The organism is Brevundimonas sp. R86498 (assembly GCF_044598075.1).
Lineage (GTDB): Bacteria > Pseudomonadota > Alphaproteobacteria > Caulobacterales > Caulobacteraceae > Brevundimonas.
Genome location: NZ_CP139004.1, coordinates 1,578,449 through 1,602,516 on the forward strand (window position 1 = coordinate 1,578,449; position 24,068 = coordinate 1,602,516).

At 67.9% G+C, this 24,068-nt stretch carries 19 protein-coding genes and 1 pseudogene; 12 read left to right on the forward strand and 8 right to left on the reverse strand.

Annotated features, from left to right (window positions below; all coding sequences use genetic code 11):
* Window positions 1-1,137 carry a patatin-like phospholipase family protein gene (locus tag SJY26_RS07755; RefSeq protein ID WP_396595559.1) on the forward strand — a complete coding sequence of 379 codons (1,137 nt, stop codon included), beginning with the start codon at window positions 1-3 and terminating at the stop codon, window positions 1,135-1,137.
* A 22-nt stretch (window positions 1,138-1,159) separates the two neighbouring features.
* Here SJY26_RS07755 and SJY26_RS07760 read toward each other — a convergent pair whose 3' ends face one another.
* The gene (locus tag SJY26_RS07760) at window positions 1,160-1,426 is read right to left on the reverse strand and encodes a hypothetical protein (protein ID WP_396595560.1); all 267 of its coding nucleotides are present in this window, start codon (window positions 1,424-1,426) and stop codon (window positions 1,160-1,162) included.
* A gap of 194 nt (window positions 1,427-1,620) precedes the next feature.
* Between SJY26_RS07760 and dnaG the strand changes: the two genes are divergently transcribed.
* The 4 genes from dnaG (at window position 1,621) to SJY26_RS07780 (ending at window position 6,291) form a co-directional block, all read left to right on the forward strand.
* Entirely contained in the window at window positions 1,621-3,489 is a 1,869-nt protein-coding gene (gene dnaG / locus SJY26_RS07765) for a DNA primase (RefSeq protein WP_396595561.1), read from the forward strand.
* Window positions 3,490-3,580: 91 nt separating this feature from the next.
* A complete protein-coding gene (gene rpoD / locus SJY26_RS07770) occupies window positions 3,581-5,554 on the forward strand; it encodes an RNA polymerase sigma factor RpoD (protein ID WP_396595562.1) in 1,974 nt (657 codons plus the stop codon).
* Between the two features lie 318 nt (window positions 5,555-5,872).
* On the forward strand, window positions 5,873-6,082 hold the full coding sequence (locus tag SJY26_RS07775) for a type II toxin-antitoxin system HicB family antitoxin (RefSeq protein ID WP_396595563.1): 210 nt from the start codon (window positions 5,873-5,875) through the stop codon (window positions 6,080-6,082).
* On the forward strand, window positions 6,064-6,291 hold the full coding sequence (locus SJY26_RS07780) for a type II toxin-antitoxin system HicA family toxin (RefSeq protein WP_396595564.1): 228 nt from the start codon (window positions 6,064-6,066) through the stop codon (window positions 6,289-6,291). The genes SJY26_RS07775 and SJY26_RS07780 overlap by 19 nt, the downstream gene beginning before the upstream one ends.
* Window positions 6,292-6,370: 79 nt before the next feature.
* Here the strand turns inward: SJY26_RS07780 and SJY26_RS07785 are convergent, their stop codons facing one another.
* On the reverse strand, window positions 6,371-6,877 hold the full coding sequence (locus SJY26_RS07785) for a VOC family protein (RefSeq protein ID WP_396595565.1): 507 nt from the start codon (window positions 6,875-6,877) through the stop codon (window positions 6,371-6,373).
* A gap of 385 nt (window positions 6,878-7,262) precedes the next feature.
* Here SJY26_RS07785 and SJY26_RS07790 point away from each other — a divergent pair, with 385 nt between their 5' ends.
* A complete protein-coding gene (locus SJY26_RS07790) occupies window positions 7,263-7,865 on the forward strand; it encodes a hypothetical protein (RefSeq protein ID WP_396595566.1) in 603 nt (200 codons plus the stop codon).
* Between the two features lie 97 nt (window positions 7,866-7,962).
* Here the strand turns inward: SJY26_RS07790 and SJY26_RS07795 are convergent, their stop codons facing one another.
* Both SJY26_RS07795 and SJY26_RS07800 read right to left on the reverse strand, forming a co-directional pair.
* On the reverse strand, window positions 7,963-8,388 hold the full coding sequence (locus SJY26_RS07795) for a MarR family winged helix-turn-helix transcriptional regulator (protein ID WP_396595567.1): 426 nt from the start codon (window positions 8,386-8,388) through the stop codon (window positions 7,963-7,965).
* Window positions 8,389-8,447: 59 nt separating this feature from the next.
* The gene (locus SJY26_RS07800; protein WP_396595568.1) at window positions 8,448-9,089 is read right to left on the reverse strand and encodes an isochorismatase family protein; all 642 of its coding nucleotides are present in this window, start codon (window positions 9,087-9,089) and stop codon (window positions 8,448-8,450) included.
* Window positions 9,090-9,541: 452 nt separating this feature from the next.
* Here SJY26_RS07800 and SJY26_RS07805 point away from each other — a divergent pair, with 452 nt between their 5' ends.
* A complete protein-coding gene (locus SJY26_RS07805) occupies window positions 9,542-11,383 on the forward strand; it encodes a calcium-binding protein (RefSeq protein ID WP_396595569.1) in 1,842 nt (613 codons plus the stop codon).
* On the opposite strand, the gene SJY26_RS07810 is transcribed toward SJY26_RS07805, so the two are convergent.
* Genes SJY26_RS07810 through SJY26_RS07820 form a run of 3 tightly spaced genes read right to left on the reverse strand, consistent with a single transcriptional unit; the run spans window position 11,374 to window position 14,811 of the window.
* Window positions 11,374-11,568, reverse strand: coding sequence for a hypothetical protein (locus SJY26_RS07810; protein ID WP_396595570.1), 195 nt, complete (start codon window positions 11,566-11,568; stop codon window positions 11,374-11,376). The genes SJY26_RS07805 and SJY26_RS07810 overlap by 10 nt on opposite strands.
* On the reverse strand, window positions 11,565-12,656 hold the full coding sequence (locus SJY26_RS07815) for a PepSY-associated TM helix domain-containing protein (RefSeq protein ID WP_396595571.1): 1,092 nt from the start codon (window positions 12,654-12,656) through the stop codon (window positions 11,565-11,567). Before SJY26_RS07815 ends, SJY26_RS07810 begins: the two co-directional genes overlap by 4 nt.
* A gap of 4 nt (window positions 12,657-12,660) precedes the next feature.
* Window positions 12,661-14,811 carry a TonB-dependent receptor gene (locus SJY26_RS07820; protein ID WP_396595572.1) on the reverse strand — a complete coding sequence of 717 codons (2,151 nt, stop codon included), beginning with the start codon at window positions 14,809-14,811 and terminating at the stop codon, window positions 12,661-12,663.
* A gap of 304 nt (window positions 14,812-15,115) precedes the next feature.
* On the opposite strand from SJY26_RS07820, the gene SJY26_RS07825 reads away from it, so the two are divergent.
* From SJY26_RS07825 to SJY26_RS07845, 5 genes and pseudogenes are all read left to right on the forward strand, one after another.
* Window positions 15,116-16,561 carry a phosphoesterase gene (locus tag SJY26_RS07825; RefSeq protein ID WP_396595573.1) on the forward strand — a complete coding sequence of 482 codons (1,446 nt, stop codon included), beginning with the start codon at window positions 15,116-15,118 and terminating at the stop codon, window positions 16,559-16,561.
* 94 nt (window positions 16,562-16,655) lie between these two features.
* On the forward strand, window positions 16,656-17,771 hold the full coding sequence (locus SJY26_RS07830; protein ID WP_396595574.1) for a Gfo/Idh/MocA family protein: 1,116 nt from the start codon (window positions 16,656-16,658) through the stop codon (window positions 17,769-17,771).
* A gap of 116 nt (window positions 17,772-17,887) precedes the next feature.
* Window positions 17,888-18,983 (forward strand): annotated as a pseudogene (gene ychF, locus SJY26_RS07835) (redox-regulated ATPase YchF).
* 114 nt (window positions 18,984-19,097) lie between these two features.
* Window positions 19,098-21,311: a TonB-dependent hemoglobin/transferrin/lactoferrin family receptor gene (locus SJY26_RS07840; protein WP_396595575.1), complete on the forward strand. Its 2,214-nt coding sequence runs from the start codon at window positions 19,098-19,100 to the stop codon at window positions 21,309-21,311.
* A 21-nt stretch (window positions 21,312-21,332) separates the two neighbouring features.
* Window positions 21,333-22,340, forward strand: coding sequence for a DUF6607 family protein (locus SJY26_RS07845; protein ID WP_396595576.1), 1,008 nt, complete (start codon window positions 21,333-21,335; stop codon window positions 22,338-22,340).
* A 6-nt stretch (window positions 22,341-22,346) separates the two neighbouring features.
* Here the strand turns inward: SJY26_RS07845 and SJY26_RS07850 are convergent, their stop codons facing one another.
* Entirely contained in the window at window positions 22,347-23,993 is a 1,647-nt protein-coding gene (locus tag SJY26_RS07850; RefSeq protein ID WP_396595577.1) for a M28 family peptidase, read from the reverse strand.
* Between the last annotated feature and the right edge of the window lie 75 nt (window positions 23,994-24,068).

Sequence of the window (24,068 nt, forward strand, 5' to 3'; positions counted from 1 at the left end):
GTGATTTTCCGAGCCCTTATCCTGTTCGTCCTGACTCTGGCCCTGGGGGCCTGCGCCAGCGGCGCACGCTCCTCGTTTGATATCCAGGATCGTGAAACCGCGAGGCCCATGGGTCTGGTGTCGGCACCCGGGCATCCCATCCGCGTATATCTCGATGCGGAGGACCGGGCGGCCCTGTTCCAGCAAGGGTTTCGCGAGGGTGTCCCGGTCGGGCCGGACGGCCGGCTGGATTTCATCGCCCTGTCCGGCGGGGGCTCGAACGGGGCATTTACGGCCGGGCTGATGAAGGGCTGGAGCGAGACGGGGGAACGGCCGGACTTCGAGGTCGTCACCGGCGTGTCCACGGGGGCCCTTGCCGCCCCCTTCGTCTTTCTGGGGTCGGCCTATGACGATGAACTGGCCGAAGCCTACACCGGCGGTGCCGCCGCCGGCCTGCTGCAACCCCAGGGGTTGGGAGCCTTGATCGGATCCGGCATCTACAGGCCCGAGCCGCTTCGGGCCCTCGTCGAACGCTATGTCGATGCCGGAATGCTGGCGGCCGTGGCGGCGGAGTATGCGAAGGGCCGGGTGCTTCTCGTCGCCACAACGGACCTTGATTCCCAGCGGGGGGTGAGTTGGGACATGGGGGCCATCGCAACCCACGGGACGCCCGAGGCCCTGGCCCTGTTTCGCAGTGTCCTCGTGGCTTCGGCGAGTATTCCCGGGGCCTTCCCCCCCGTGTTGATCCCCTCCGACAACGCCGGCCTGGCCTTTGAGGAAATGCATGTCGACGGGGGAGTGACGACACCGTTTCTGGCCGTGCCCGAAACCCTCTGGGCCTTCCGGGAGCCTTCGGGGACCCTGCGCGCTGCCCGTTTCTACATTGTCATCAACGGACGTACGAACCCGGTATTCGACATCACCCGGGACACGCCCCAGAGCGTCCTGGGACGCAGCATCGACATTCTGCTGCGGGCATCCCTGGTCACCACGCTCGAAGGCAACAGGGCCTTTGCCGACCGGAACGACCTGTTCTTCCGCTATGCGGCCCTGCCTGATGATTCCGAGGCTTCAGCGCTCGATTTCAGCGTGGAATCAATGACGGCCGTCTATGAGACGGGCCGCAAGGGTGCGTTGGACGGCAGCGCCTGGCGCTGACCGGGTCCGGCCGGTGTCTCTTTCACGGCAGGGGGGCGAAGCTTCTGTCTTCCCGCACGGCGCAGGCTCTGCGCACTGCGACCGGGGCGGCGTGAAGCCAATAGTCCGCGTCTTCCGGTCGATCGGCACGCTTGCGTTCCAGTCCCCGCAGGCGTCGCTGGGCCGCGTTTTCAAGCAGCCGGGCGTGCAGGGCGCGTGGCTTGATCTCGGGGATCGCCGGCGCATGAGGAACGGCGACAGGGTCTTGCCCCGCCGGTTCGACCGCCGGGCGGGCGATGGCGATGAACATGATTGGCTCTCCGGTATCGGGCCGTCGGCGCTTCTGCGCCCGAGGGAATGGTGGATTAACCATGTCTGCTGTGGATAGTTCCGCAATCCGTCGAAAAAATGTCATTTAAATCATTGGGTTATTGCCCTGCCGCCGCCATCTTGGTTAACCGGTCGTTAATGCCCGCGCCGCGTCGCCACGCGCTATAAGGCCGGGTGCGTTTTGATGATCGCTTCCTTGAGGAACTGAAGGCCCGCCTTCGTCCGTCCGATGTGATCGGGCGGTCGGTGAAGCTCAAGCGTCAGGGAAGGGAGTGGGTCGGTCTCAGCCCCTTCACCAAGGAGAAGTCGCCGTCGTTTTTCGTCAATGACGACAAGGGCTTCTTCCATGACTTCTCGTCAGGGAAGCACGGCGATGTGATCTCTTTCCTGCAGGAGACCGAACGCCTGTCCTTTCCCGAGGCGGTCGAACGGCTGGCGGCCGAGGCGGGCATGCAGATGCCGGCCGAGGACCCGCAGGCGGCCGAGCGCGAGGCCCGCAAGCAGGGTCTGTCAGACTGGATGGACCTGGCGCAGAAGTGGTTTGCAGCCAATCTGCGTCGGTCCGCAGGCAAGGCCGCGCGCGACTATCTGGAAAAGCGTAGCCTGCCGGAGGATCAGTGGGACCGCTTCGGTCTCGGCTACGCACCCAACGACCGCGAGGGCCTGAAAGCAGCGCTGGTGCAGCGGGGCGCGCGTCCCGGTGATCTGGTCGAAGCGGGCCTGCTGATCGCCCCCGAAGGGGGCGGCAACCCCTATGACCGGTTCCGCGACCGGCTGATGTTCCCGATCCTCGATGCCCGCGGACGGCTGGTGAGTTTCGGCGGCCGGGCCATGAATCCGGATGACCGGGCCAAATATCTCAACGGGCCCGAAAGCCCCCTGTTTCACAAGGGAGCCACGCTTTACGGCCTGCCCGAGGCGCGGCGGATCCTGGGCGCAGAATCGAAATCGACCCAGTCGGTGATCGTGGTCGAGGGCTATATGGATGTCATCGCCTGCCAGAGGGCGGGGCTGCCTGCGGTGGCACCGATGGGCACAGCCCTGACCGAGGACCAGATGGCGCTGCTGTGGCGGGTGTCCTCGGAACCGGCGCTTTGCTTCGACGGGGATGGTGCCGGGCAACGGGCGGCGTGGCGTGCAATCGAGCGGGCGCTGCCGCTGCTGAAACCCGGTCGGTCCTTCCGCTTCGCGCTGCTGGAAGGCGGGCAGGATCCGGACGATATTCTGAGGGAGAGGGGGGCACCGGCCCTGAGACAGGCCATGGCCGAGACCCGTCCTTTCGCCGAGATGCTTTTCCGTCGCGAGGTCGAGGTCGAACCGCTGGACACGCCGGAACGCCGGGCGGGGCTGAAAGGCCGGTTGCGCCAGGCGGCGGCGGCGATCCAGGACAAGGATCTGGCCGAGCAGTATCGGCGCGAGCTGTTCGAGCGGTTCGATGCCCTGTTCCCGTCTACACGCCCTCCCATGGCGCGCGGGCCGTCCGGCGGGCGCTGGAAGCCGGGGGCTCCACCCAAGCTGGGGCAGACCGCCGAAGGGGCCGAGGCGATGCAGGCCTTGAGCCGATCAATTGAGCCGATCGCGGCGGCCCTTGCCCACGGGGCCATCGAAGATCCGGAACGGATGGATGATCATCTGGAAGCGATCTCGTCCCACGGGTTCGGGGATCCCGCCCTCGATGGGCTGGCGCAGGAACTGGTGCGTCTGCGCTTTGCAGGCCAGACGCTTGACAGCGCGGCCCTGCGTCGCCATTTCGCCACTTCCGGACACGACGCTTTAGTGCGCGAGGTCGAGAAGGCGGCGGCAAAGTCCGGCGCGCCTTTCCTGGCCGCGAATGCGCCCCTCGCCGAGGCAAGGGTCCGGTGGTCGCAAGGCTTCGACGCCCTGACCCGCGCTGCGGGCCTGGACGCGGCGCTGGCGTCAGCGAAGTCGGGGGCGGACCATGCCTTCGATGCCTCTGCCTTCAGTCGCCTGAAGGCGGAGCGCGATGCATTGCGACGAGCCATCAGGACCGGGACGATTTGGGACGACGAGACGGTTTCGTAACGAACCGGTCTCGGGCGCGTTCTGTTTTGGAACGGATGTTGCATTTTTGCCGGGGGGCCTGTTCGCCTCGTCGGCCGGAGACATAGACTTCATGAGCGCTCAGAACGCCGAGACCCAGGAACCCGAAGTTCAATCGGATGGTCCGTTGCTGGATCTGACGGATGCGGGGGTCAAGAAGTTCATCAAACAGGCCAAGGCGCGTGGCTATGTGACGATGGAGGAGCTGAACAAGGTTCTGCCTTCGGAAGAAGTCACGCCCGACGCCATCGAAGACACGCTGGCGATGCTCAGCGAGATGGGCGTCAATGTTGTGGAGGCCGAGGAGGACGCGGCCGAGACGACCGGCGGGGAACTGGCCGAGAAGGCCGAGACCTCGGTCACCGAGGGCGATGCCAAGCCAACCTATGACCGGACGGATGATCCGGTGCGGATGTACTTGCGGGAGATGGGGAGCGTCGAGCTGCTCAGCCGCGAGGGCGAGATCGCGATCGCCAAGCGGATCGAGGCCGGGCGCGATGCGATGATCTCGGGCCTGTGCGAGAGCGCCCTGACGTTCGAGGCCATCATGGTGTGGCGCGACGAACTGGCCAACAACCGCATCCTGCTGCGCGAGGTCATCGATCTGGACGCCACCTACGGCGTGCTGAACCCGTCGTCCCTGCCGCACAACCAGCCGCAGCAGCCGATCCCCGGCCAGCCCCTGCCGCCCAAGCCCGAGCCGGAGCCCGGTTCTGACGCTGCGGCCGAGGCGGAAAAAGCCGAGCAGGATGAGGAGGACGAAGACTTCGACGACGGCGGCGGCATGTCCATCTCGGCGCTGGAAGCCGAGCTGCGCGACGGCGTCATGGAGACCCTCGACGGTATCGCCTCGGACTTCGACGGCTTCCGCAAGTTGCAGGAAAAGCTGGTCGAGACCCGGCTGAAGGGCGAGGACCTGTCGGCCAAGGACCGCAAGGCCTATGACACATTGTCGGCGGCCATCTCGGGCCGGCTGAAGACGCTGAAGCTGAACAACAACCGTATCGAGGCCCTGGTCGAGCAGCTGTATGCGATCAACAAGCGGCTGATCGGTCTGGAAGGCCGGCTGCTGCGCCTGGCCGACAGCTACGGCATTTCGCGCCCCGAATTCCTGAAGGCCTATTTCACCGCCGAGCTGGACCCGACCTGGTCGACCCGGGTCAAGGACATGGGCGTGCGCTGGACCAAGTTCAGCGACAATGAGGCGACCCAGATCGCCACCATCAGGAACGACGTCGCCGCCGTGGCGGTCGAGGCCGGCCTGCCGATCGACGACTATCGCCGCATCGTCCAGACGGTCCAGAAGGGCGAGCGCGAGGCCCGTCAGGCCAAGAAGGAAATGGTCGAGGCCAACCTGCGCCTCGTGATCTCCATCGCCAAGAAATACACCAACCGCGGCCTGCAGTTCCTGGACCTGATCCAGGAGGGCAACATCGGTCTGATGAAGGCGGTCGACAAGTTCGAGTACCGCCGCGGCTACAAGTTCTCGACTTATGCCACCTGGTGGATTCGGCAGGCGATCACGCGCTCGATCGCCGACCAGGCGCGAACCATCCGCATCCCGGTCCACATGATCGAGACGATCAACAAGATCGTGCGGACATCACGCCAGATGCTGCACGAGATCGGCCGCGAGCCGACCCCGGAAGAGTTGGCCGAGAAGCTGGCCATGCCGCTGGAGAAGGTGCGCAAGGTCCTGAAGATCGCCAAGGAGCCCATCAGCCTCGAGACGCCCATCGGCGACGAGGAGGATTCGCACCTGGGCGACTTCATCGAGGACAAGAACGCCATCCTGCCGATCGACGCGGCCATCCAGTCCAACCTGCGCGAGACCACCACGCGCGTGCTGGCGTCGCTGACGCCGCGCGAGGAGCGGGTGCTGCGCATGCGCTTCGGCATTGGCATGAACACCGACCACACCCTGGAAGAGGTGGGTCAGCAGTTCAGCGTGACCCGCGAGCGGATCCGCCAGATCGAGGCCAAGGCGCTGCGCAAGCTGAAGCATCCTAGCCGGTCGCGGAAGCTGCGGAGCTTCCTGGACAGCTGATCCGCGGGATTGGGGATTAGGGATTGGGGTCGCTTCCGCGAGGGGGCGGCCCTTTTTCTTTCTTTCGTCATTTCGGGCGGAGAGGCGAAGCCTCGCAGACCCGGAACAAGGCGGCGCGCGGGAGCGCGAAGCTGTTACGGACACCGTTGCCGAACCATCGCCTGCGCTTCGCTCCGGCGCCGCCCTGTTCCGGGTCTTCGCTTCGCTGCGCCCGGAATGACGAAAGGGGGAGCGAAGGGTTGGACCGGCTGCACGGCCGGTCGCGTGATTGACGACTGAGGCGGGCGGCCCATACTGGCGGCCCCACTGGCGACAGGGATGGAGCGATCGATGCGCATCGAGGTCGAGCAGGAAGAGGACGGGCGCTGGCTGGCCGAGGCTCCGGCGCTGCCCGGGGTGATGGCGTACGGAGTGACGCGGGACGAGGCGGTCAACCGGGTCCAGACCCTTGCGCTGCGGGTCATCGCCGAACGGCTGGAGCAGGGCGAGCGCACCCCCGAGCTTGACCAGTGGTTCGCGGCGGCCTGAGCCCATGGCCATCGGTCAAGGCGCGACGCCTGCTGGCCGCCTTGTTGAAACTGGGCTGGACGATCAGGCGGCAATCCGGGTCACACAGGGTGCTCGCCCGCGACGGCTGGCCCGATGTCGTGTTCGCCTTCCATGACGGCGATGAGGTCGGGCCGAAGATGCTGGCGCGCATGGCCCGCCACACGGGGCTGACGCCGGAGGATCTATAGGCTGTGCCGGGGGCTGCCGGTGTCGACCGGATGAAGGCGAGCCAGGCGCTCCGCTGGAACGACTGGCTCCCTGCATGAACTAGACCCGCTCGAGCGTCCGCGCCTGAGGCGCGTGGTCCTCGAGGGCCGTCGTGGGATCGCCCATGCGGCTGACGGCATTGGCGAAGTCGAGGTATTCGGCGGCGAAGGCGGGGGGCAGGGCCTCGACCAGCCAGGCGTTCTCGATCCAGACCTCGACCACGTGGAAATGGCCGCCCCGGTCGCAGACGAAACAGTCCCAGCCGTGGGCCTCGGCCATCTTCCGGATCGCCGCAGCGTCGCGGTCGACGCTGATGGCGAAATGGGTCGGGGTCCGTTCGACGACCTCGGTCGGGCGGGTCAGGAAGACCGCCCCGGGATCGCCGTTGGGGGCCATGACGGAGCCGGCGGGATAGATCTCGATCGCGGTGCCGTGGCCGTCGGCCTTGAACACCATGAAGCTGCCGGGGTTGGGCGGGAAGTCGACGCTGACGCCGTCGATCAGTTCGGCGAAAAAGTCGGCGACCGCTTTCGGATCGCGGGCAGCGACGGACAGGTGGTGGATCATTAAAGGTCTCCTCTGGAGGGCTGGACAGGGCTCCGCCGGGCGCACGGCGGGGGCCGCGCGCCGGTCAGCCGGAGCGTGTTGGGGGGAAAGCGCGTCGGAGCCCTGTGCCCCGAAGCCGCGCCGATCTAGACCCGGCGAACGGCGGTCTTCAACTTAAAGGGCTGTCATGAGGTCGAGTTAACCTTGGCCGTATTTCCGGCGGGAAAGGGCCGCGACCGGGGCGACCTGCAGGGATCGGAAGTCACGATTTGTCCCCGCGGGATTTGTCCCTGTTCCGGGGACAGGGCGGGGGCAGCCGGGGACGGTTCGGGGACACCCTCAAACTTCAACTTCAACATGACCCGTACGACCGATTCTGACGTACGAGGGTGGTAGACCGGGCGGCATGACCCAGCCCCGCGTCCGCTATTTCGCCGGTCCTGAAGTCTGGACCCTGGCCCAGGAAGCCTATCTGCGCGGCGAGGCGGCGGCCTCGATCGCGGCGCGGCTGAACCTGACCGTGAACGGCCTCAGGAAGCGCGCGGCGCGCAAGGGCTGGACCCGCACCCAGCATGCCGCCGCCCTGAAACACAATGCCCATCCGGCCCATACGCTGAGCCTTCTGGTCGAGCGCATCGGCCGCCTCGCCCATGAGGGGCGGCTGGAGGAGATGCAGGCCCTCGTCGCCACCGCCAACGGCCTGGTCCGCGCCGTCCGCGCCGCGCCCCCGCCGCCCCGGCCGGAACCCTCGATCGAGGCCCAGCGGGCCTGGCGCGCGGCCGAGACCGCGCGGCTGGAGGCCGTTTGCTGGCGCGAGGCGCAGCGGCTGGCCGAGGCGATGCTGTCACAGGAGGCCCATGCGGTCAGCGGCCCCCTGAGCCTGGCCGCCTATCACTGGCGCGCCCGGGTGCTGGGCCCCGAGGTCGCCGAGGCCGACTTCCAGCGCGGCCAGAGGGGCGGCTGGTGGAGGGCCTTCTGGGACCAGGAGGCGCGGTTGAAGCCGTTGTAGGGGGGGTGGAGATTGGCGATTGGGCAATCCCCTCTCCCGCCGGGAGAGGGGCATCGTCACGTAGCCGGCTCGACGGTCAGGCCGGATCGGAGGCGGGTCAGCCGGTCACGACCTGGCGAAGCAGGGTGCGCAGGGTGTCGATCTGGTCGGGGGACAGGGCGGTGAGGCAGGCGGTCTCGGCCGCGCGGGCGGCGGCGGCGGCGGCGGCCAGTCGATCGGCACCGCTTTCGGACAGGACCAGCAGGTTGACCCGACGGTCGGCGGGGTCCGGGCGTCGCTGGATCCAGCCCTGGGCTTCCAGCCGGTCGGCCAGCTGGACCATGCTGGACCGGTCCATTCCGATCAGTCGGCCCAGCGCGATCTGGCTGAGGCCGGAGCCGGAGGCGAGGGTGGTCAGGACGCCCAGATCACGCGGGCTGAGGTTCCACGGCGACAGGGCCACAGCCGTGGCGTCCCGCAGCCGGGCGGCCACGACGTTCAGCAGATAGCCGGTCCAGTCCGTCGGCGAGACATGATCGATCACCGGCCGACCTAACGATGGGGCCCCCGGCTTGGCAAGCGGGGAGGCGCGTTCCTGCGCCGTCAGGCACCGGCCTGCAGCCGGGCGTACTGGGCCATTGAATACTGGACGTTGAAGGCCAGGGCCTGACCATGGTCTGCGGTCGGGGCCAGCAGGGACTGGAACTCGGGCGTGGTGAAGTCGGGGGCGATCTCGGACACCACCGCCAGCCAGGTCATGGGGATGGCCCCCGCCTGGGTCATGCGGCGCTTGGCCTCCTCATGCGCCTCGAGGCTCAGGCCACCGGAACAGTCGGCGACGAAGAAGACCTCATAGCCATGGGCCAGCATGCTGATGACGGTCTGGGCGAGGCAGACCTCGGTCCACAGTCCGCTGACGACGATCCTGCGCCGGTCCATGGCGGCGAGGGCCGTCACGAAGGCGGGGTCGCTCATGGCATTGGTGTTGTGCCGGTCGACGGGGGTGAGGTCCGGATAGACGGCGGCCAGCTGCTGGAACAGGGGATCCACAAGCGGCCCGCCCTCGGCCCCGATGGTGGTCAGCAGCGTCGGTATGCCCAGCGCCCGGCCGCAGCGGGCGAGGCCGGTGACGTTCTGGATCAGGACCGTGGGGTCGATCGAACGGACCGGGAAGGCGACGTAGGGCTGATGATCGATGAAGACGAAGGCGCAGTTGGCGGCGTTCAGCGTGTTGATGTTGGCCATGACGTCCTGTCCGGGATGGGTTCGGCAAGATTATCAGCTGTAAAGATGATCCGTCAAGCTGATGATAAGGGCGGTCGTTGGAGGTTCGGCGTGTGCGGGGGGGGGGGGGGGGGGGGTCCCTCACCCAGAGGGAGAGGGCTTGAGGCTCGCGGAGCGCAGCGATGCGCCAGCCGAAAGGGTAAGGGGTTGTGCCCTCACCGGTTAGTGCAGGTCACTCATCCTTTCGCACAAGGACGACGGCTGCGCCGCCGTGTGCTCAAGCCCTCTCCCCATGGAGAGGGGAGCTGCGGGCCGGGGCGTTTTTTTCGTCGTGGCCCACAACCTGCAGAGGTTTGAAGCGAGTCTCGAACCGGGTCAGTTCCTGACCTGGCAGGGCATCACGCGAAGATTACGCACTGGAGCTGACAGCATTTCGCGGAGGGCGGGATCGGGCTTCGGCGTCGGGGGAATGAATGGCGACCTATACGTTCGAGACGATCAGTGCCGCGCAAGCGCTCGGCTTCGATCCACGCCACCATCAGCTGACGTTTTCCACGCCCGGCACCTCGACCTCCAACATCAGGTTGGGCTTCGACGAGAGCACCGGGAGCACATCCATCACCTCGGAGCTGACCGGACTGACGGTGATATTCGGACCGGGGCTCAACTACAATCAGGGAACCGTCACGTTCGAAGACGGAAGCCGCCTGATGGTCGGCGGTTCCTATCGCGAAGGTTCCTTTGACAACCCGCAGCAGGGCAGCGCGGGTCGGGATCTGATGATCGGCACGTTCAAGGCCGACCGCCTCGTCGGAGGTGCCGGCAACGATACTCTGATCGGCGGTACCGACAGTGACGTGCTGACGGGGGGTGAAGGCCACGACCTGTTCATCATCCAGCCGCCGCAGTCCTATCACCCAAGCCTAGACTTCTTCATGGACAGTATCGGGGATTGGTCAGCTGAAGACAGCCTGTCGTTCGGGCCCGCTGCCGGCACAGCCTCCAACTTCGCGGTCCTGGCTGCCAGCGTCTCCATACAGCAGGCCAAGGCGGCCGCCGACGCGCTGATCGCGGGCGGCGTGATCGACTTCGTCGCCGCACCGGTCGCCGGCAAGTTGGTCGTCTTTGCCGACAGCAAGCAGGACAACGGCACCGCCGACACTTGGGTCAGTCTGAGTGGGTCCTACGTCGGCGGTGTCCTAACCGCGCCGACCATCACCGCGAGCCAGATCGTCGCGACCCCGGCGATGACCTTCGCCCCCAACCCGGAGCTACAACCGCCCGCCGCGCCGGCGCAGCCTAGCGGGCTGCTGTGGGGCGGGGTCCGTGGCAACATGGATGCGGTGCAGCTGAGGTCGCTGCAGGGCACCGAGATCACCCGCAACGATGCGACCGGCCTCGTGCTTGAGGGCCCTTTCGGTGCCGCCCAGCTCACCGGCACCGGCTTCACCTATGATGCCAATGCCCAGTTGACGGGCGGGACCCTGACCAACCTCCTCTACGTTCAAGCCGGCGTCGACGCCGAAATCAACGTAGCGGGACTTTCGGTCGCCGCGTTCGGGGTCTGGGTCGCGACCAATGCCAATGACACAGCGCTCCGGACCCTGTTCGCCGGAAACCAGAGTCTATACGGAGGCTCTGGCACCGACCTGATCCGGGGCTATGGCGGCGACGACGTCATCAGAGGCGGCGACGGGGGCCTCAACCCGGCCCAGACGTTTGACTCGCTCTTTGGCGGCGATGGCAATGACCAGATCTTCGCCTCCAGGTTTTCGCAGACCTTCATGCGCGGCGAGGCCGGTAACGACTACATGGTCGGCGGCGACGGCTTTGATAACATGCACGGCAACCAGGGCGAGGACACCGTTATTGGCGGCGGGGGCAATGACTGGGTCGTCGGCGGTCAGGGCAATGACATGCTCTACGGCCAGGTGGGCGACGACATCGTCAACGGCAGCAAGGCCGACGACCTCTGCGTGGGCGGCGACGGCGCGGACATCGTGCGGGGGGGCCAGGGCGATGACTTGGTGTACGGCGACGCCGGCAATGACTGGCTGTCGGGCGACCGGGGCAACGACACCCTGACCGGCGGCTCGGGCGCGGACATCTTCCATACCAATGGCCAGGCCAACCTGGATCGGGTGCTGGACTTCAAAGTGGGGGAGGGCGACCGCGTCCTGCTCGATGCCGGCACGACCTATACCGTTTACCAGTCGGGGGCCGACACGGTCATCGACATGACCGGCGGCGGCCAGATGGTGCTGGTCGGGGTCGATATGGACGACCTGACGGCGGGCTGGATCGTCTACGGCTGATGGGGCCGCCGGGCCGCCCGCGCCCGCGCCCCCACCATGGCCGCCACCGCCGTCGCGATCAGGGCGGCGCCCAGTCCGTCCCAGACCCCGTCGGCCAGCAGGGCACCGATCAGGCCGGTGAGGGTGAGGGCGGCGAGGAGGAGGGGCCAGCGGAAGGTGATCCAGAGGCTGTGGTGGCTGTTCACCGGCGGCCTCTTTTCGCGAGCCACAGGTAGAGGCCAGAGAGCAGGATCACGATCAGGGCGAGGTCCAGCAGGGCCCAGACGATCTTGAGGCCCATGCCGCCGTAGTCGCCGAAATGCAGGGGCTGGGACAGGGTCAGGGTCTTCACATACCAGGGCGCCGGGGCGACGGCGGCGAGGTCTCCGGTGCGGACATCGATCAGGGCCGGGGTGATCAGATGGGTCGTCAGCGGCGTGTCGCCGTGGAAGAAGACGGCATAGTGGTGGTCGGTGGTGTACTCCGTGCCCGGGAAGGCCACGAACTGGAGCTGCATGCCGGGCAGGGCCTGACGCGCGCGGGCGACGGCGGCGTCGAGGGAGGCGCGTTCGGCGACGGGCACGGGCGCGGCGTCCGCGGTGGCGGCGGTGAGGCCGGCCAGGGCCTCGGCCTTCCACAGCGCCAGGATGGGGACGGACAGGGTGTTGACCACGCCCGTGAGGCCCACGACCAGGACCCAGGCGGCGGTCACGATGCCCAGCAGATTGTGCCAGTCCAGCCAGCGGGTGCGCGGGGCCTTCTCGATCCGCAGGGTGCCGAACGGCAGGCGGCGCATGAAGGGGGCGTAGAGGACGACGCCCGAGACCACGGCCACGACCAGCATCAGTCCCATGAGGCCGAGGAACAGCATGCCGCCGAGACCGAGGAACAGGTCGGTGTGGAGCTGGAGCAGGAACTCCACCAGCGGATGGCCGGCGACCGGGGGGGCGGGGTCGCCTGAGGTCCGGTCGATGGGCTGGAAGGTGTACTGGCCGGCGGGGGCGTCGGGGACGCGGGAGGTGACGTTCACCACCGGCCGGTCCTCGTCGAAGCTCATGAAGGCGGGGACCTCGCCGGGGGCGCGGTCCAGCGCCGTGGCGAGGACGGCGTCGAGGCTGAGCGGCGGGCCGTCGGGGGCGGCGGCCGACCACGGCTCGTCCAGCAGGACCTCGTTCAGCTCATGCGAAAAGATCAGCGGCAGGCCGGTGAGGCACAGCATCAGCAGGAACAGGGTCGAGACGAGGCTCGACCATCTGTGCGTCCAGGACCAGGCGCGGATCGTGCCGGGCCTCACCGGATCAGAACTCCGCCGAGATCTGGAATGACAGGGTGCGGGGAGCGCCGAGGGTCAGGTAGTTGGCCCCCGGATAGCCGCCGACGGCGACCCACTGGTCCTCGTCCGCCAGGTTCTCGACCCGGGCGCGCAGGGTGAGGGGGCGGCCCGAGGCCTGGAAGGCATAGCGGACGCCGGCGTCGAGGCGGGTCCAGGCGTCGAGGTCGACGGTGTTGGCGGCGTCGACGGCCTGCTCGCCCGTGTAGACGAGGCGGCCCTCAAGGGTCAGGCCGGGGAGTTGGGGCACGTCCCACTCGACATTGACATTGCCCTGGAGCTCGGGCGCGCCGATGGGGGCGCGGCCGTCGAGGGCCCCGCCGGCGGTGCGGGTCAGCTCGGCGTCCAGAACGGTCCAGCCGCCCAGCAGGCGCAGGCCGTCGCGCGGCTCGCCGAAGAAGGCGATCTCCAGACCCTGATTACGCTGCTCGCCATTGGTGCCGAAGCGGCCGTTCTCGACGAAGGCGGAGGGCAGGGTGGTGCGGAACAGGCTGACCGAGCCGCCGAAGCGGCCGAGGTCGTATTTCAGGCCGACCTCGGCCTGTTCGCCGCGGAAGGGGGACAGGACCTCTCCGGCGTTGATGACGGCCACGCCGCCACTGACGGCCGGGGCGGTCTGGCCGGGGATCAGGGCCTCGGCATAGTTGGCGTAGAGGGCGATCTGTTCGATCGGCTTGTAGACCACGGCGAAGGCCGGGGTGACGGCGTCGCCCTGGTAGCCCGAGGCGGGGGCCCCGGTGTTGTAGTCATAGGAGCGGGTCTCGATCTCCTGATAGCGGGCCCCGGCGGTGACCAAGAGGCGGCCGTCCATGAAGGACATCATGTCGGCGAGGGCGAAGCTGGAGGTCTCGACCCGCTCGGTGACGTTCGGATCGTTCAGGTCGCCGCCGATGAGGGCGGTCGGGGCCGGCGGGGCGACGGCGACCGGGCTGGACAGGCTGGAGGCGAAGCCCGCGAAGTCGGAGAAGGCGTAGGCGTTCTCGGACCTCGACCGGACCTGGGAGGCGGAGGCGACCAGACGGTGGCCGACGGGGCCGGTGGTCAGGCTGGCGCGGACGCCGATGTCGCCGGACCAGACCGTATCCTCGCGCGTGTTGTCAAAGCGGTAGGCGCTGGTGGTGCCGTCCGGCTGGGCGGTCGGGTTGGCGAGCACATTGGCCTCGGTGCCGCTGCGGCCGCCGAAGGCCGCCCAGGCGGAGACGCCGGGCGACAGGTCGAACTCGCCGCGGGCGACGCCGAACAGCTGTTCCTCGTCGGTGAAGGTCCAGGGCTGGGCGAAGTTGGCCGAGGCGTCGGGGGCGGCGGGGACGGCCCCGGTCGGGGTGACCGTCGGGCGCGGGGCGTCGATGCGGTGATCCTGCCAGCCGAGGTCGGCCGAGAACCGGGCCCGGTCGCCGCGCCGGTCGAGGCCGAGGCCGATGACATTCAGGGTGCGGGACTGGTCGTCGACCGCCCCCTCGCCTTCGCGTCGGGCGAGGTTGAGGCGCAGGCCAGTGTCGGCGTCGGGCCCGAAGCGGCGCGACACGTCGGCGGCGGCATAGACCTCTCCGCTGCCCTCGAGGCCGAGGGTGGCGCGTGTCAGGGGCTCACGCCCGGCGCGCTTGGGGGTCAGGTTAAAGGCTCCGCCGACGCCGGAGCCGCCGGGGGCCGCGCCGTTCAGGAAGGCGGTCGCGCCGTGGAAGACCTCGATCCGCTCGAGGAACTCGGCGGCCACGAACTGGCGCGGCAGGATGCCGTACAGGCCGTTGTAGGTCATGTCGTCGGAGTACACGGGGAAGCCCCGGATGACGTACAGCTCCTGGAAGTTGCCGAACCCCTTGGAGACGCGCACGGCGGGGTCGTTCTGGAGCACGTCGGCGACGCTGCGGGCCTGCTGGTTGCGGGCGAGTTCCTCGGTGTAGGCGGTAACCGCGAAGGGGGTGTCGAGGGTCGACAGGTTGCCGAACAGGCCGGCGCGGGCCCCGCGCGCAACCTGGCCGCCCGCGTAGGGGGCGGAAAGCCGGACCTGGGAACCCGTGACGATGACCTCGTCCAGATCGGTCGCCTCGACCTGCTGGGCCGTGGCCGGGGCGGCGAGGACCGCAAGGGCGGCGGTCGTGAGAAGAAGCGTGCGAAACATCGGCGCGTCCTGAGAATGAGAACGCGTCGCATTAGAGCGGCTTCGCGGGCGGCGCAAGGCGGTCGTGATGCCGCAGGCTGTGCCGTTGCCCCAGCGTGGCTTGCCGCGGCCGATCCCGGCTGCCCATGTCCGGGAGCGAGCCGGCACGGCGGCCGGATCCCAAATAATTCAAGAAAGTGTCTCGGAGTTTCAGTCGAATAGTCGCCGTCCCAAGGCCAGAATGTCATGCGTGTTGCTCTTGTTGTCGTCGGATAACGGATCATCCTGCGTCACGCGCAGATCTCGATGGCGAGGGCCTGACCACATGAAATCCCACGGATGCGCCCTGGCGTTGATGCTGCTCGCCGTGCCGATGGTGGCCGGGGCCCAGTCGACCGAAGGGCGTCGCTGGCTGGCGGGCGACCATCACGTGCATAGCCGCTTCAGCGCTCGATATGAGCCCGATCCGGCATCCCCCGACGCGCCCCCGGTCCCGCAGCTGGGCGGCGACGGCAATCACACCATCATCCAGAATGCCGAGATGGCGCGCCGCTTCGGCCTCGACTGGATGGTTTCGACCGACCATGGCGGGCCGCTGCATTCGCGGGTGAACGCGGAACAGGCCTATCCCGAACTGCTGCAGGCCCGGGCGCGGGTGCCCGGCCTGATCCTGTTCTACGGCATGGAGTTCGACACCCCGGGGGCGGAGCATTCCAGCCTGATCATTCCGCAGTCGGCCCATGAGCGGGAGGATCTGCTGCACCTGGAAGGGACTTACGGCCGGCGCGAGCCCTGGCCGGCGGATCCCGCACGCGAGTCCGAGGCCCTGATGCTGGAGGCCCTGCGCGACATGGGCACGATGTCGCCCCGGCCGGTCGTTGTGATCAACCATCCCTCGCGCTCGGCGACGGGGCTCGGCGTGTATGGCCAGGTCCGGCCCGCCCAGCTGAGGGATTGGAGCGAGGTGGAGCCCCGCGTCGCCATCGGCATGGAGGGGGCACCGGGGCATCAGGCCGACGGACTGTTCGCGGACGGCCGCCCGGACCCGGCGGGCCATCGCGGCATCTATCGCCGCTATCCGACGATGGGCGGCTTTGACCAGATGACCGCACGGCTGGGCGGGGTGTGGGATAGTCTGCTGGGCGAGGGACGACGCTGGTGGATCACCGCGACCTCGGATTCCCATACCCATCTGAGCGAGGGCGGGGATGACTTCTGGCCCGGGGAATACTCCAAGACCCGCGTCCTGGCCCGCCCGGAGTCCGAGGACATTCTGGATGGCCTGCGAGAGGGCCGGGTGTTTGTCGCCACGGGCGATCTGGTCACGGAGCTGGACGTCACGGTGTCGGCCGGCGACCGGAGCGCCGGCATGGGCGGGCAACTGGTGCTGGACGGGGCCGGTCCTGTGCGGGTGACCCTCACGGTGCGTGACCCCGCGGGCCCGAATGCGGGCGGCCGGTCCCCCTCCGTTGATCACATCGACCTGATCGTGGGCGAGGTGACCGAGGCCCCGGTGGCGCGGGACGCGGATTCCCATGCCGCGGTCCGGGTGGAGAGGCGCTTCACGGCGGCCGACTGGACCGTGGACGGCGAGGTCCTGACCATGACCCACACCCTGCCGGCCTCGGCGGGTGATCGCTACATCCGCGTTCGGGGCACGAACGGGGTCGAGGGCGAGCCGCTGCCTGACACGGCGGGTGAGGACCCGTGGTCGGATCTGTGGTTCTACGGCAATCCGGTCTTTGTGGTGCAGGGCAGCGGCGCGCGCTGAGCGAGCGGAACGCCCCAGGACGCATCACCGGTCGCGCTTGCCAATGGTCGGACAATTGCTGACAGTCCGCATGCCGCAGCACGGGATCCAGACCATGACCTTCCGTTCCAGCCGTCGAGAGCTTCTGGTGTCCGGGGCGGGGGCGGTCGCCGCCCTTGGCGCGGGGGCCGGTCCGGTCTTCGCGGGGCAGGCGGACGGCCGCAAGCTGGGTTATGCGATCGTCGGGCTGGGGATGTATGCCGACGTCATCCTGCCGCGGTTCGCCGAGTGCCGCCATTCGCGGGTGACCGCCCTGGTCAGCGGGTCGCGGGAGAAGGCCCTGCGCTATGCGGCGCAGTACGGCGTGCCCGAGAGCGGCCTGTACAGCTACGAGACCTTCGACACGATCCGGGACAATCCGGAGGTCGACATCGTCTATGTGATCCTGCCCAACGGCATGCACCATGAGTACACGCTGAGGGCCGCGGCGGCGGGCAAGCATGTGATGTGCGAAAAGCCGATGGCCAATACGGCGGCCGAGGCGGAAGAGATGATCGCCGCCTGCCGCGCAGCCGGGCGCAAGCTGATGATCGGCTATCGCAGCCATTTCGAGCCGGCCAACCGCGAGGCCATGCGGATCGTGCGTGAGGGCGAACTGGGCCGGCCCCGGATCGTGACGGCCGAGACCGGGTTCAACATCGGTGACCCGACCCAGTGGCGGCTGAACCGCGCGTTGGCGGGCGGGGGCTCGATGATGGACATCGGCATCTACAGCCTGCAGGCGGCGCGCTATCTGACCGGGGAGGAGCCGGTCTCGGTCTCGGCGGTGGAGAGCACAGACCGGTCGGACGTGCGCTTCCGCGAGGTCGAGGACACGATCAACTTCCAGCTGACGTTCCCGTCGGGCGTCGTGGCCAACTGCGTCTCGACCTATGGGTCCAACCACAACCGCTACAGGGTCGTGGGCACGGACGGCTGGCTCGATGCCGAGCCGGCCACGGCCTACAATGGCAACCGGTTGAGGCTGCGGCGCGGGCGCGAGACGGTGGAGCTCACGCCGCCGGCCCTGGCGGTGAACCAGTTCTCGGGCCAGCTGGACCACCTGTCACAGTGCGTGATGACCGGGGCCGAGCCGATCGTGGCGGGCGAGGAGGGTCTGAAGGACATGCGGATCATCGAGGCGATCTATCGCTCGGCGCGCGAGGGGCGGGCGGTCACCCTGCAGGCGTGACGGCGCTATCCCTTGACCCGGGACCGGTGGCGGGGGCATGAACCGGGCGCTCTGACGCGCGTGTCCCCGGTCGCACGGACCGGTCTCGCGCCACCCCTGTTTCCCCTGGAAGATTGATGGCCCTGAAAGTCGCGATCGTCGGCCTGCCCAATGTCGGCAAGTCCACCTTGTTCAACGCCCTGACCAAGACGGCGGCGGCCCAGGCGGCCAACTATCCGTTCTGCACCATCGAGCCGAACACCGGCGATGTGGCGGTGCCCGAGCCGCGGCTGGAGCAGCTGGCCGAGATCGCGGGCTCGAAAGAGATCATTCCCTCGCGCATCACCTTCGTCGACATCGCCGGTCTGGTGCGGGGCGCGTCCAAGGGTGAGGGTCTGGGCAACCAGTTCCTGGCCAACATCCGTGACTGCGACGCCGTGGCCTTCGTGGCCCGCTGTTTCGTCGATGACGACATCACCCATGTCGAGAACCGCATCGACCCGATCTCGGACCTCGACATCATCGAGACCGAGCTGATGCTGGCCGACCTCGAAAGCCTCGAGAAGCGCGTCGTCAACGTCGAGAAGAAGGCCAAGGGCGGCGACAAGGAGGCCCAGCAGACGCTGCGTTCTGATCAACGACGCCCTGGTCCCCCTGCGCGCAGGCAAGCCTGCCCGCGTAGTCAAGGTCGACAAGGAGGACGAGAAGGCCTGGCACATGCTGCAGTTGCTGACCTCCCTGCCCGCCCTCTACGTCTCGAACGTCGACGAGGCCTCGGCCGACAAGGGCAATGAGCTCTCGGACCTCGTCGCCAAACGCGCTGCCGAGGACAATGCCAATGCCGTCGTTATCTCGGCCAAGATCGATTCCGAACTGGCCGTGCTGGACGCCGCCGAACAGGCCGAGTTCCTGGAAAGCCTGGGTCTGGCCGAGCCGGGCCTGAACCGGCTGATCCGCGAGGCCTATACCCTGCTCGGCCTGCAGTCCTATTTCACCGTCGGGCCCAAGGAGGCGCGTGCCTGGACTATCCCGGTCGGAGCCACCGCCCCCCAGGCGGCCGGCGTGATCCACACCGATTTCGAGAAGGGCTTCATCCGCGCCGAAACCATCGCCTTCGAGGACTATGTCGCCCTGCGCGGCGAGGCGAAGGCACGTGAGGCCGGCAAGCTGCGCGCCGAGGGCAAGGCCTATGTCGTCAAGGACGGCGACGTGATGAACTTCCTGTTCAGCTGAGATCAAGGTGGGCCGGGCCGGCTAAGGCCTGTCCTGTCTTTGGTCTCAATTGCGATTGATTCGCAGACGCGTTCGCATTAAGGCAGCCGCAGTTCCCCAAGCGAGACTGTATCCATGCGCGCCTTCCTCACCCTGACTACTGCCGCCACCGCCCTGATGAGCGCCGGCCTTGCCTGTGCCGCGACCGATCCGGATCCGGGCGCGACGGTCCAGTTGCCGCCGGTGACCGTGGTGGCAACGCGCAGCGAGAGCCGGGTGGACGAGACCCCGGCCACGGTGACGGTCTTCACCGACGAACAGATCGAGCGGCTGCTGTTCACCGACATCAAGGATCTGATCCGTTATGAGCCGGGCATCAGCGTGCCCAGCCAGCCCGCCCGGTTCAGCGCGGCGCTGGCCACGACGGGCCGGGACGGCAATGCCGGCTTCACCATCCGGGGTCTGGGCGGCGACCGCGTCCTGATCGTGGTGGACGGCGTCCGCAGCCCGGACGGTTTTTCCTTCGGGGCCCAGACGGTGGGGCGCGGCGGTTATGCGGATCTGGACCTGATGAAGTCGGTCGAGATCCTGCGCGGCCCGGCCTCGGCCCTGTATGGGTCGGACGGGGTCGCCGGCGCGGTCAGCTTCACCACGAAGGACCCGGTTGACCTGCTGACCGGTGATCGTCCGTTCGCGGCGCGGGCGCGAGTCGGCTACAATTCGGCCGATCAGGGCTGGACCGAGAGCCTCGCTGTGGCCGGGCGCAGCGGTCCGCTGTCGGGCCTGCTGACCTACACCCGCCGGGACTCGCAGGAGACCGAGACGGGCGGCGACAATGACGTCACTGGCGCGCTGCGCACCACCGCCAACCCCCAGGACATCGAGTCCAATGCCGTTCTGGGCAAGCTCGTCTGGGACGTCGCGCCCGGCCAGACGCTGCGGCTGACCGGCGAGCACTACGACACCACCATGGACGCCGATGTGCTGAGCGGGTTGAGCGCGACCGTTCTGGCGCTGGAGGGGTTAGACGAAACGACCCGCGACCGGCTGGGTCTCGACTGGCGCGGCTCGGATGTCCTCGGCCTCGAGCGGGCGCAGATCTCGGCCTACTGGCAGGACTCGACGACGCGTCAGTTCACCTTCGAGGACCGGACGCCGGCGGTCGACCGGACGCGGGACAACAGCTTCGACAACCGTGTGTACGGCGTCGCGGCCGATGCCCGCAAAACGCTGTCGCTGGGCGGGCTGGAGCACCGGTTCACCTTCGGCGGCGACTGGTCCCAAACCCGCCAGCAGGGCGTCCGCGACGGCACCGTGCCGCCGACGGGCGAGACCTTCCCCACCAGCCCCTTCCCGGTGACAGACTACGTTCTGGCGGGGGTGTTCGTTCAGGACGAGATCAGCCTGCTGGACGGCCGGTTGCGGGTGATTCCGGCCCTGCGCTACGACGCCTATGACCTGTCGACCGACGACGATCCGAACTACGCCGCTGATCGGGCCGACCAGAACGGCAGCCGCCTGTCGCCCAAGGTCGGGCTGGTCTGGCAGGCGACGCAGACCTTCCAGCTGTTCGGCAACTGGTCGGAGGGCTTCAAGGCCCCCACGCCCAACCAGGTGAACAACGGCTTCTCCAACATCGCCTTCGGCTATGTCACCGTGCCCAATCCCGATCTGAAGCCGGAGACCAGCCGTTCGATCGAGGCCGGTCTGCGGTTCCGCGACACAGATTTCGCCTTTGGCAAACTGGCGCTGCAACTGGTCGCCTTCCAGTCGGACTACAAGGATTTCATCAGCCAGCTGGTGGTCTCGGGCGGCTTCACACCGGCCAACCCGGCCATCTATCAGTACGTCAACTTCACCGATGTCGAGGTTTCAGGGCTCGAGTCGAAGGCGACGATTGACTGGAGCAATGGCTGGTCCCTCAACCTGGCCGGGGCGTGGGCCCAGGGCGAACAGACCACCGCAGGACAGACCACCGCCCTGCCCACCATTGATCCGGTCAAGCTGGTTGGCGGGCTGGCCTGGAACGAGGCGAGGGGCCGGTTCGGAGCCGAGGTGATCGTGACCTGGTCGGATGCCCAAAAGAGCCGCGACACCGACGGTCTGGGTTGTTTCAATGCCGTGCCTGCCAGCGGTTGTTACGTCGGTGAAGCCTTCCAGCTTGTCGACCTGACCGGATACTGGAATGTCACCGACACGGTCACGGCCCGGGTCGGGGTCTTCAATCTGTTCGACGAGACCTACGGCTGGTGGAGCGACATCCGGGGCATGTCCGCCACATCGGCCGTCCGCGACGCCTACACCCAGCCGGGTCGCAACGTCGGGCTGTCCCTGTCCTTGCGGCTGTGAGGGAAAGAGGCAAAGATGCAAATGATACGCAAAACCAGTGAGGCTTCCATGCACGCTATCCTGATCGCCGCTCTGCTGGCGGGAGTTGCACCTGTCACGGCCATGGCCGCGCCGATGCCTGCGGCCATGGTGGCACCCGACGCCGCCGCTGCCTTCGCCCGTGACCGGCAAGCCATCCTGGCCCAGGCCGGCCAGTACAAGGTGCGGTTCGACTTCAATGAGCGGGTCTCGTTCCGGGCCGGCTATGAGCCGATCGAGAGCCACGTCTCCGGCGGCAATGAGATCGTCCGGGTGGTCGAGGACAGCGGCGAGCGCATCAGCCTGCAGCACATCCTGGTCATGGAGCACGACGGCCAGTCGATCGTGATCAAACACTGGCGCCAGGACTGGGTCTGGCAGCCGGCGACCGTGCTCACCTATGCCGGTCCCAACCGCTGGGTCCTGACCGGGGTACCGGACGCCGAACGCGCCGGGGCCTGGTCCCAGACCGTGTGGCAGACCGACGATTCCCCCCGCTATGGCGGGGTCGGTCGGTGGTCCTACGACAACGGCCTGACCGAATGGACCAGCGCCCCGACCTGGCGTCCGCTGGCCCGTCGTGATGCGGTGCGGGACCCCGTCTATGACCGCTATCTGGGCACCAACCGCCACGCCCTGACGCCGTTCGGCTGGGTCCATATCCAGGACAATATGAAAATGGCCGCCGGCGAGGGCGATGCCGCCGATGCCGTGGCTGTCGTCCAGGAGGATGTGGTCAACACCTACCGGACCGACACCAGCTACGATCCCGGTCCGGGCGACGCCTACTGGGCTGCGACGAAGGACTACTGGGCCACCGTTCGCGCCGTCTGGGACGAGGTCATCACCACCCACGGCGGCATCGGTCTGGAGGAAGAGCCGCAGACCGGTTCGATCACCGGCACGGCCCTGATGGGTCTGGCCAGCCAGATCGTCGACGGTCTGAAGACCCCGGAGGCTGCCGCCGCCGAGGCCCGTCAGATCATCATCGAGGACGCGACCGCGCCCTGACGCCGCCTACTGCCGGGCGGCGTCGCTGGCCGCCCGGCGGGCACCGAACTCCGAGTCCGGCTTCCACGTCGGCCATTCCTCGCTGTTCGCCAGTTGCATCCCCAGCCGGTACAGCAGGGTCAGGTTCTCGACCGCCGAACGCAGGTCCCAGTCCGCCGACCACTCGTCCGAAGGCTTGTGATAGTCGGCGGCGAACTTGGCGCTCCACGCGGCCTGCCCGGCCTCGACCCCGCCCTCGTCCCAGTCCACACCGTGCCACGTCATCAGCGCCGGGACCCCGGCGCGCACGAACGGGAAGTGGTCGGACCGGGTGTAGAATCCCTGCTCCGGCTGGCGGTCGTCGGTGACCACCCGGCCCTCGGCCGCGGCGAGGACCGCCAGGTTGTCTTCCAGACTGTTCTGGCCCTTTCCGAAGATGGCGATGTCGCGGGTCGGACCGGACAGGGGCAGCATATCGATATTGATGTCGGCCACGGTCTTCTCCAGCGGATAGACGGGGTTGGCGACATAGCCATAGGCCCCCAGCAGGCCCATCTCCTCCGCCGCCATATGGGCGAAGATGATGCTGCGGTCCGGGCGCGGGGCGGCCGACATCTGGCGCGCCATCTCCAGCACCCCGATGGTGCCCGAGGCATTGTCCCAGGCCCCGTTGTAGATGTTGTCCTCGGTGGTCGAGACCGGGCTGGCATGGTCCGCGCCCACGCCGACGTGATCCCAGTGAGCCGAATAGACGATGGTCTCGTCCGGCCGGCTGGTGCCCGGGATGCGGGCCAGCAGGTTGTGGGTCACCAGGGTGTCGATGGTCTCTGCGGCCCGGACCGACAGGGTTACGCCGTCGAGGGCCACGGCCTTGAAGGTGCCGGTGTCGACGGTCGTGAGCAACGCGGGGTCAAGTGCGGCTGCGGTCGCCCAGGCCATGCCGGTGTCCTGGTTGATGGAGCCGGAGAATTCGAGATCGGCGGCCCCCGGCGTCAGGGTGCGCTGGCGGTTGTTGAACTGGGCGCTGCGCAGCCATCCGGCGTGGGTGGCGGGCACCGGGGTCAGGACGATCACGCCCACGGCGCCGCGGCGGAAGGCCTCGTCCGACTTGTACCAGCCGTTCGAATAGGCGGTGGGATAGGCCCCGTTGAACCGGGCGGTCACCGCCTCGGCGGTCGGTTCACCGCCCATGACGATCACGACCTTGCCGCGCACGTCGATGTCGCCCCAGTCGTCCCAGTTTCGCTCGGGCGCATGGATGCCATAGCCGGCGAAGACCAGACCGGCCCCGGCGATGTCGGCCTGGCCGTCATTGGTGGCGGCGCGGACCATGATGTCGGTACCGGGCACCAGCGGATGCACCGTACCGTCCGGTCCGGTCCAGCTGACCACCGCAGACCCCTCGACCGGCGTATAGCGCTTCAGCGAGACCGGCTGCAGCCACTGGCCGTCCGGCCCGCCCGGCTCCAGACCCATCGCCTCATACTGACCCTGCAGCCAGGCCAGGGTCATGCGCTCGCCCTCGGTGCCCGGATAGCGGCCCATGAATTCGTCCGAGGAGATGTGGCGGATGCCCTGTGACAGGGCCTCGGCCGAGAAGTCCTGGGCCGAGGCCAGTCCCGCCGACATCAAAAGGGCGAGGGCGGCGGCACCGCCGGACAGTCTACGCAACATCAAGGCTCTCCATGTCATTTCGGGGCGCACCCTAGTGCGGGCCAGGTCCCGGGAAACATTACAGTTTCGTCATCT

Bases quoted from the DNA above. Each gene is read 5' to 3' on its own strand.
- SJY26_RS07760 (WP_396595560.1), bottom strand. From the start codon at position 1,426: ATGTTCATCGCCATCGCCCGCCCGGCGGTCGAACCGGCGGGGCAAGAC.
- rpoD (WP_396595562.1), top strand. From the start codon at position 3,581: ATGAGCGCTCAGAACGCCGAGACCCAGGAACCCGAAGTTCAATCGGAT.
- SJY26_RS07775 (WP_396595563.1), top strand. From the start codon at position 5,873: ATGGAGCGATCGATGCGCATCGAGGTCGAGCAGGAAGAGGACGGGCGC.
- SJY26_RS07785 (WP_396595565.1), bottom strand. From the start codon at position 6,877: ATGATCCACCACCTGTCCGTCGCTGCCCGCGATCCGAAAGCGGTCGCC.
- SJY26_RS07790 (WP_396595566.1), top strand. From the start codon at position 7,263: ATGACCCAGCCCCGCGTCCGCTATTTCGCCGGTCCTGAAGTCTGGACC.
- SJY26_RS07800 (WP_396595568.1), bottom strand. From the start codon at position 9,089: ATGGCCAACATCAACACGCTGAACGCCGCCAACTGCGCCTTCGTCTTC.
- SJY26_RS07805 (WP_396595569.1), top strand. From the start codon at position 9,542: ATGGCGACCTATACGTTCGAGACGATCAGTGCCGCGCAAGCGCTCGGC.
- SJY26_RS07820 (WP_396595572.1), bottom strand. From the start codon at position 14,811: ATGTTTCGCACGCTTCTTCTCACGACCGCCGCCCTTGCGGTCCTCGCC.
- SJY26_RS07825 (WP_396595573.1), top strand. From the start codon at position 15,116: ATGAAATCCCACGGATGCGCCCTGGCGTTGATGCTGCTCGCCGTGCCG.
- SJY26_RS07830 (WP_396595574.1), top strand. From the start codon at position 16,656: ATGACCTTCCGTTCCAGCCGTCGAGAGCTTCTGGTGTCCGGGGCGGGG.
- SJY26_RS07840 (WP_396595575.1), top strand. From the start codon at position 19,098: ATGCGCGCCTTCCTCACCCTGACTACTGCCGCCACCGCCCTGATGAGC.
- SJY26_RS07845 (WP_396595576.1), top strand. From the start codon at position 21,333: ATGATACGCAAAACCAGTGAGGCTTCCATGCACGCTATCCTGATCGCC.
- SJY26_RS07850 (WP_396595577.1), bottom strand. From the start codon at position 23,993: ATGTTGCGTAGACTGTCCGGCGGTGCCGCCGCCCTCGCCCTTTTGATG.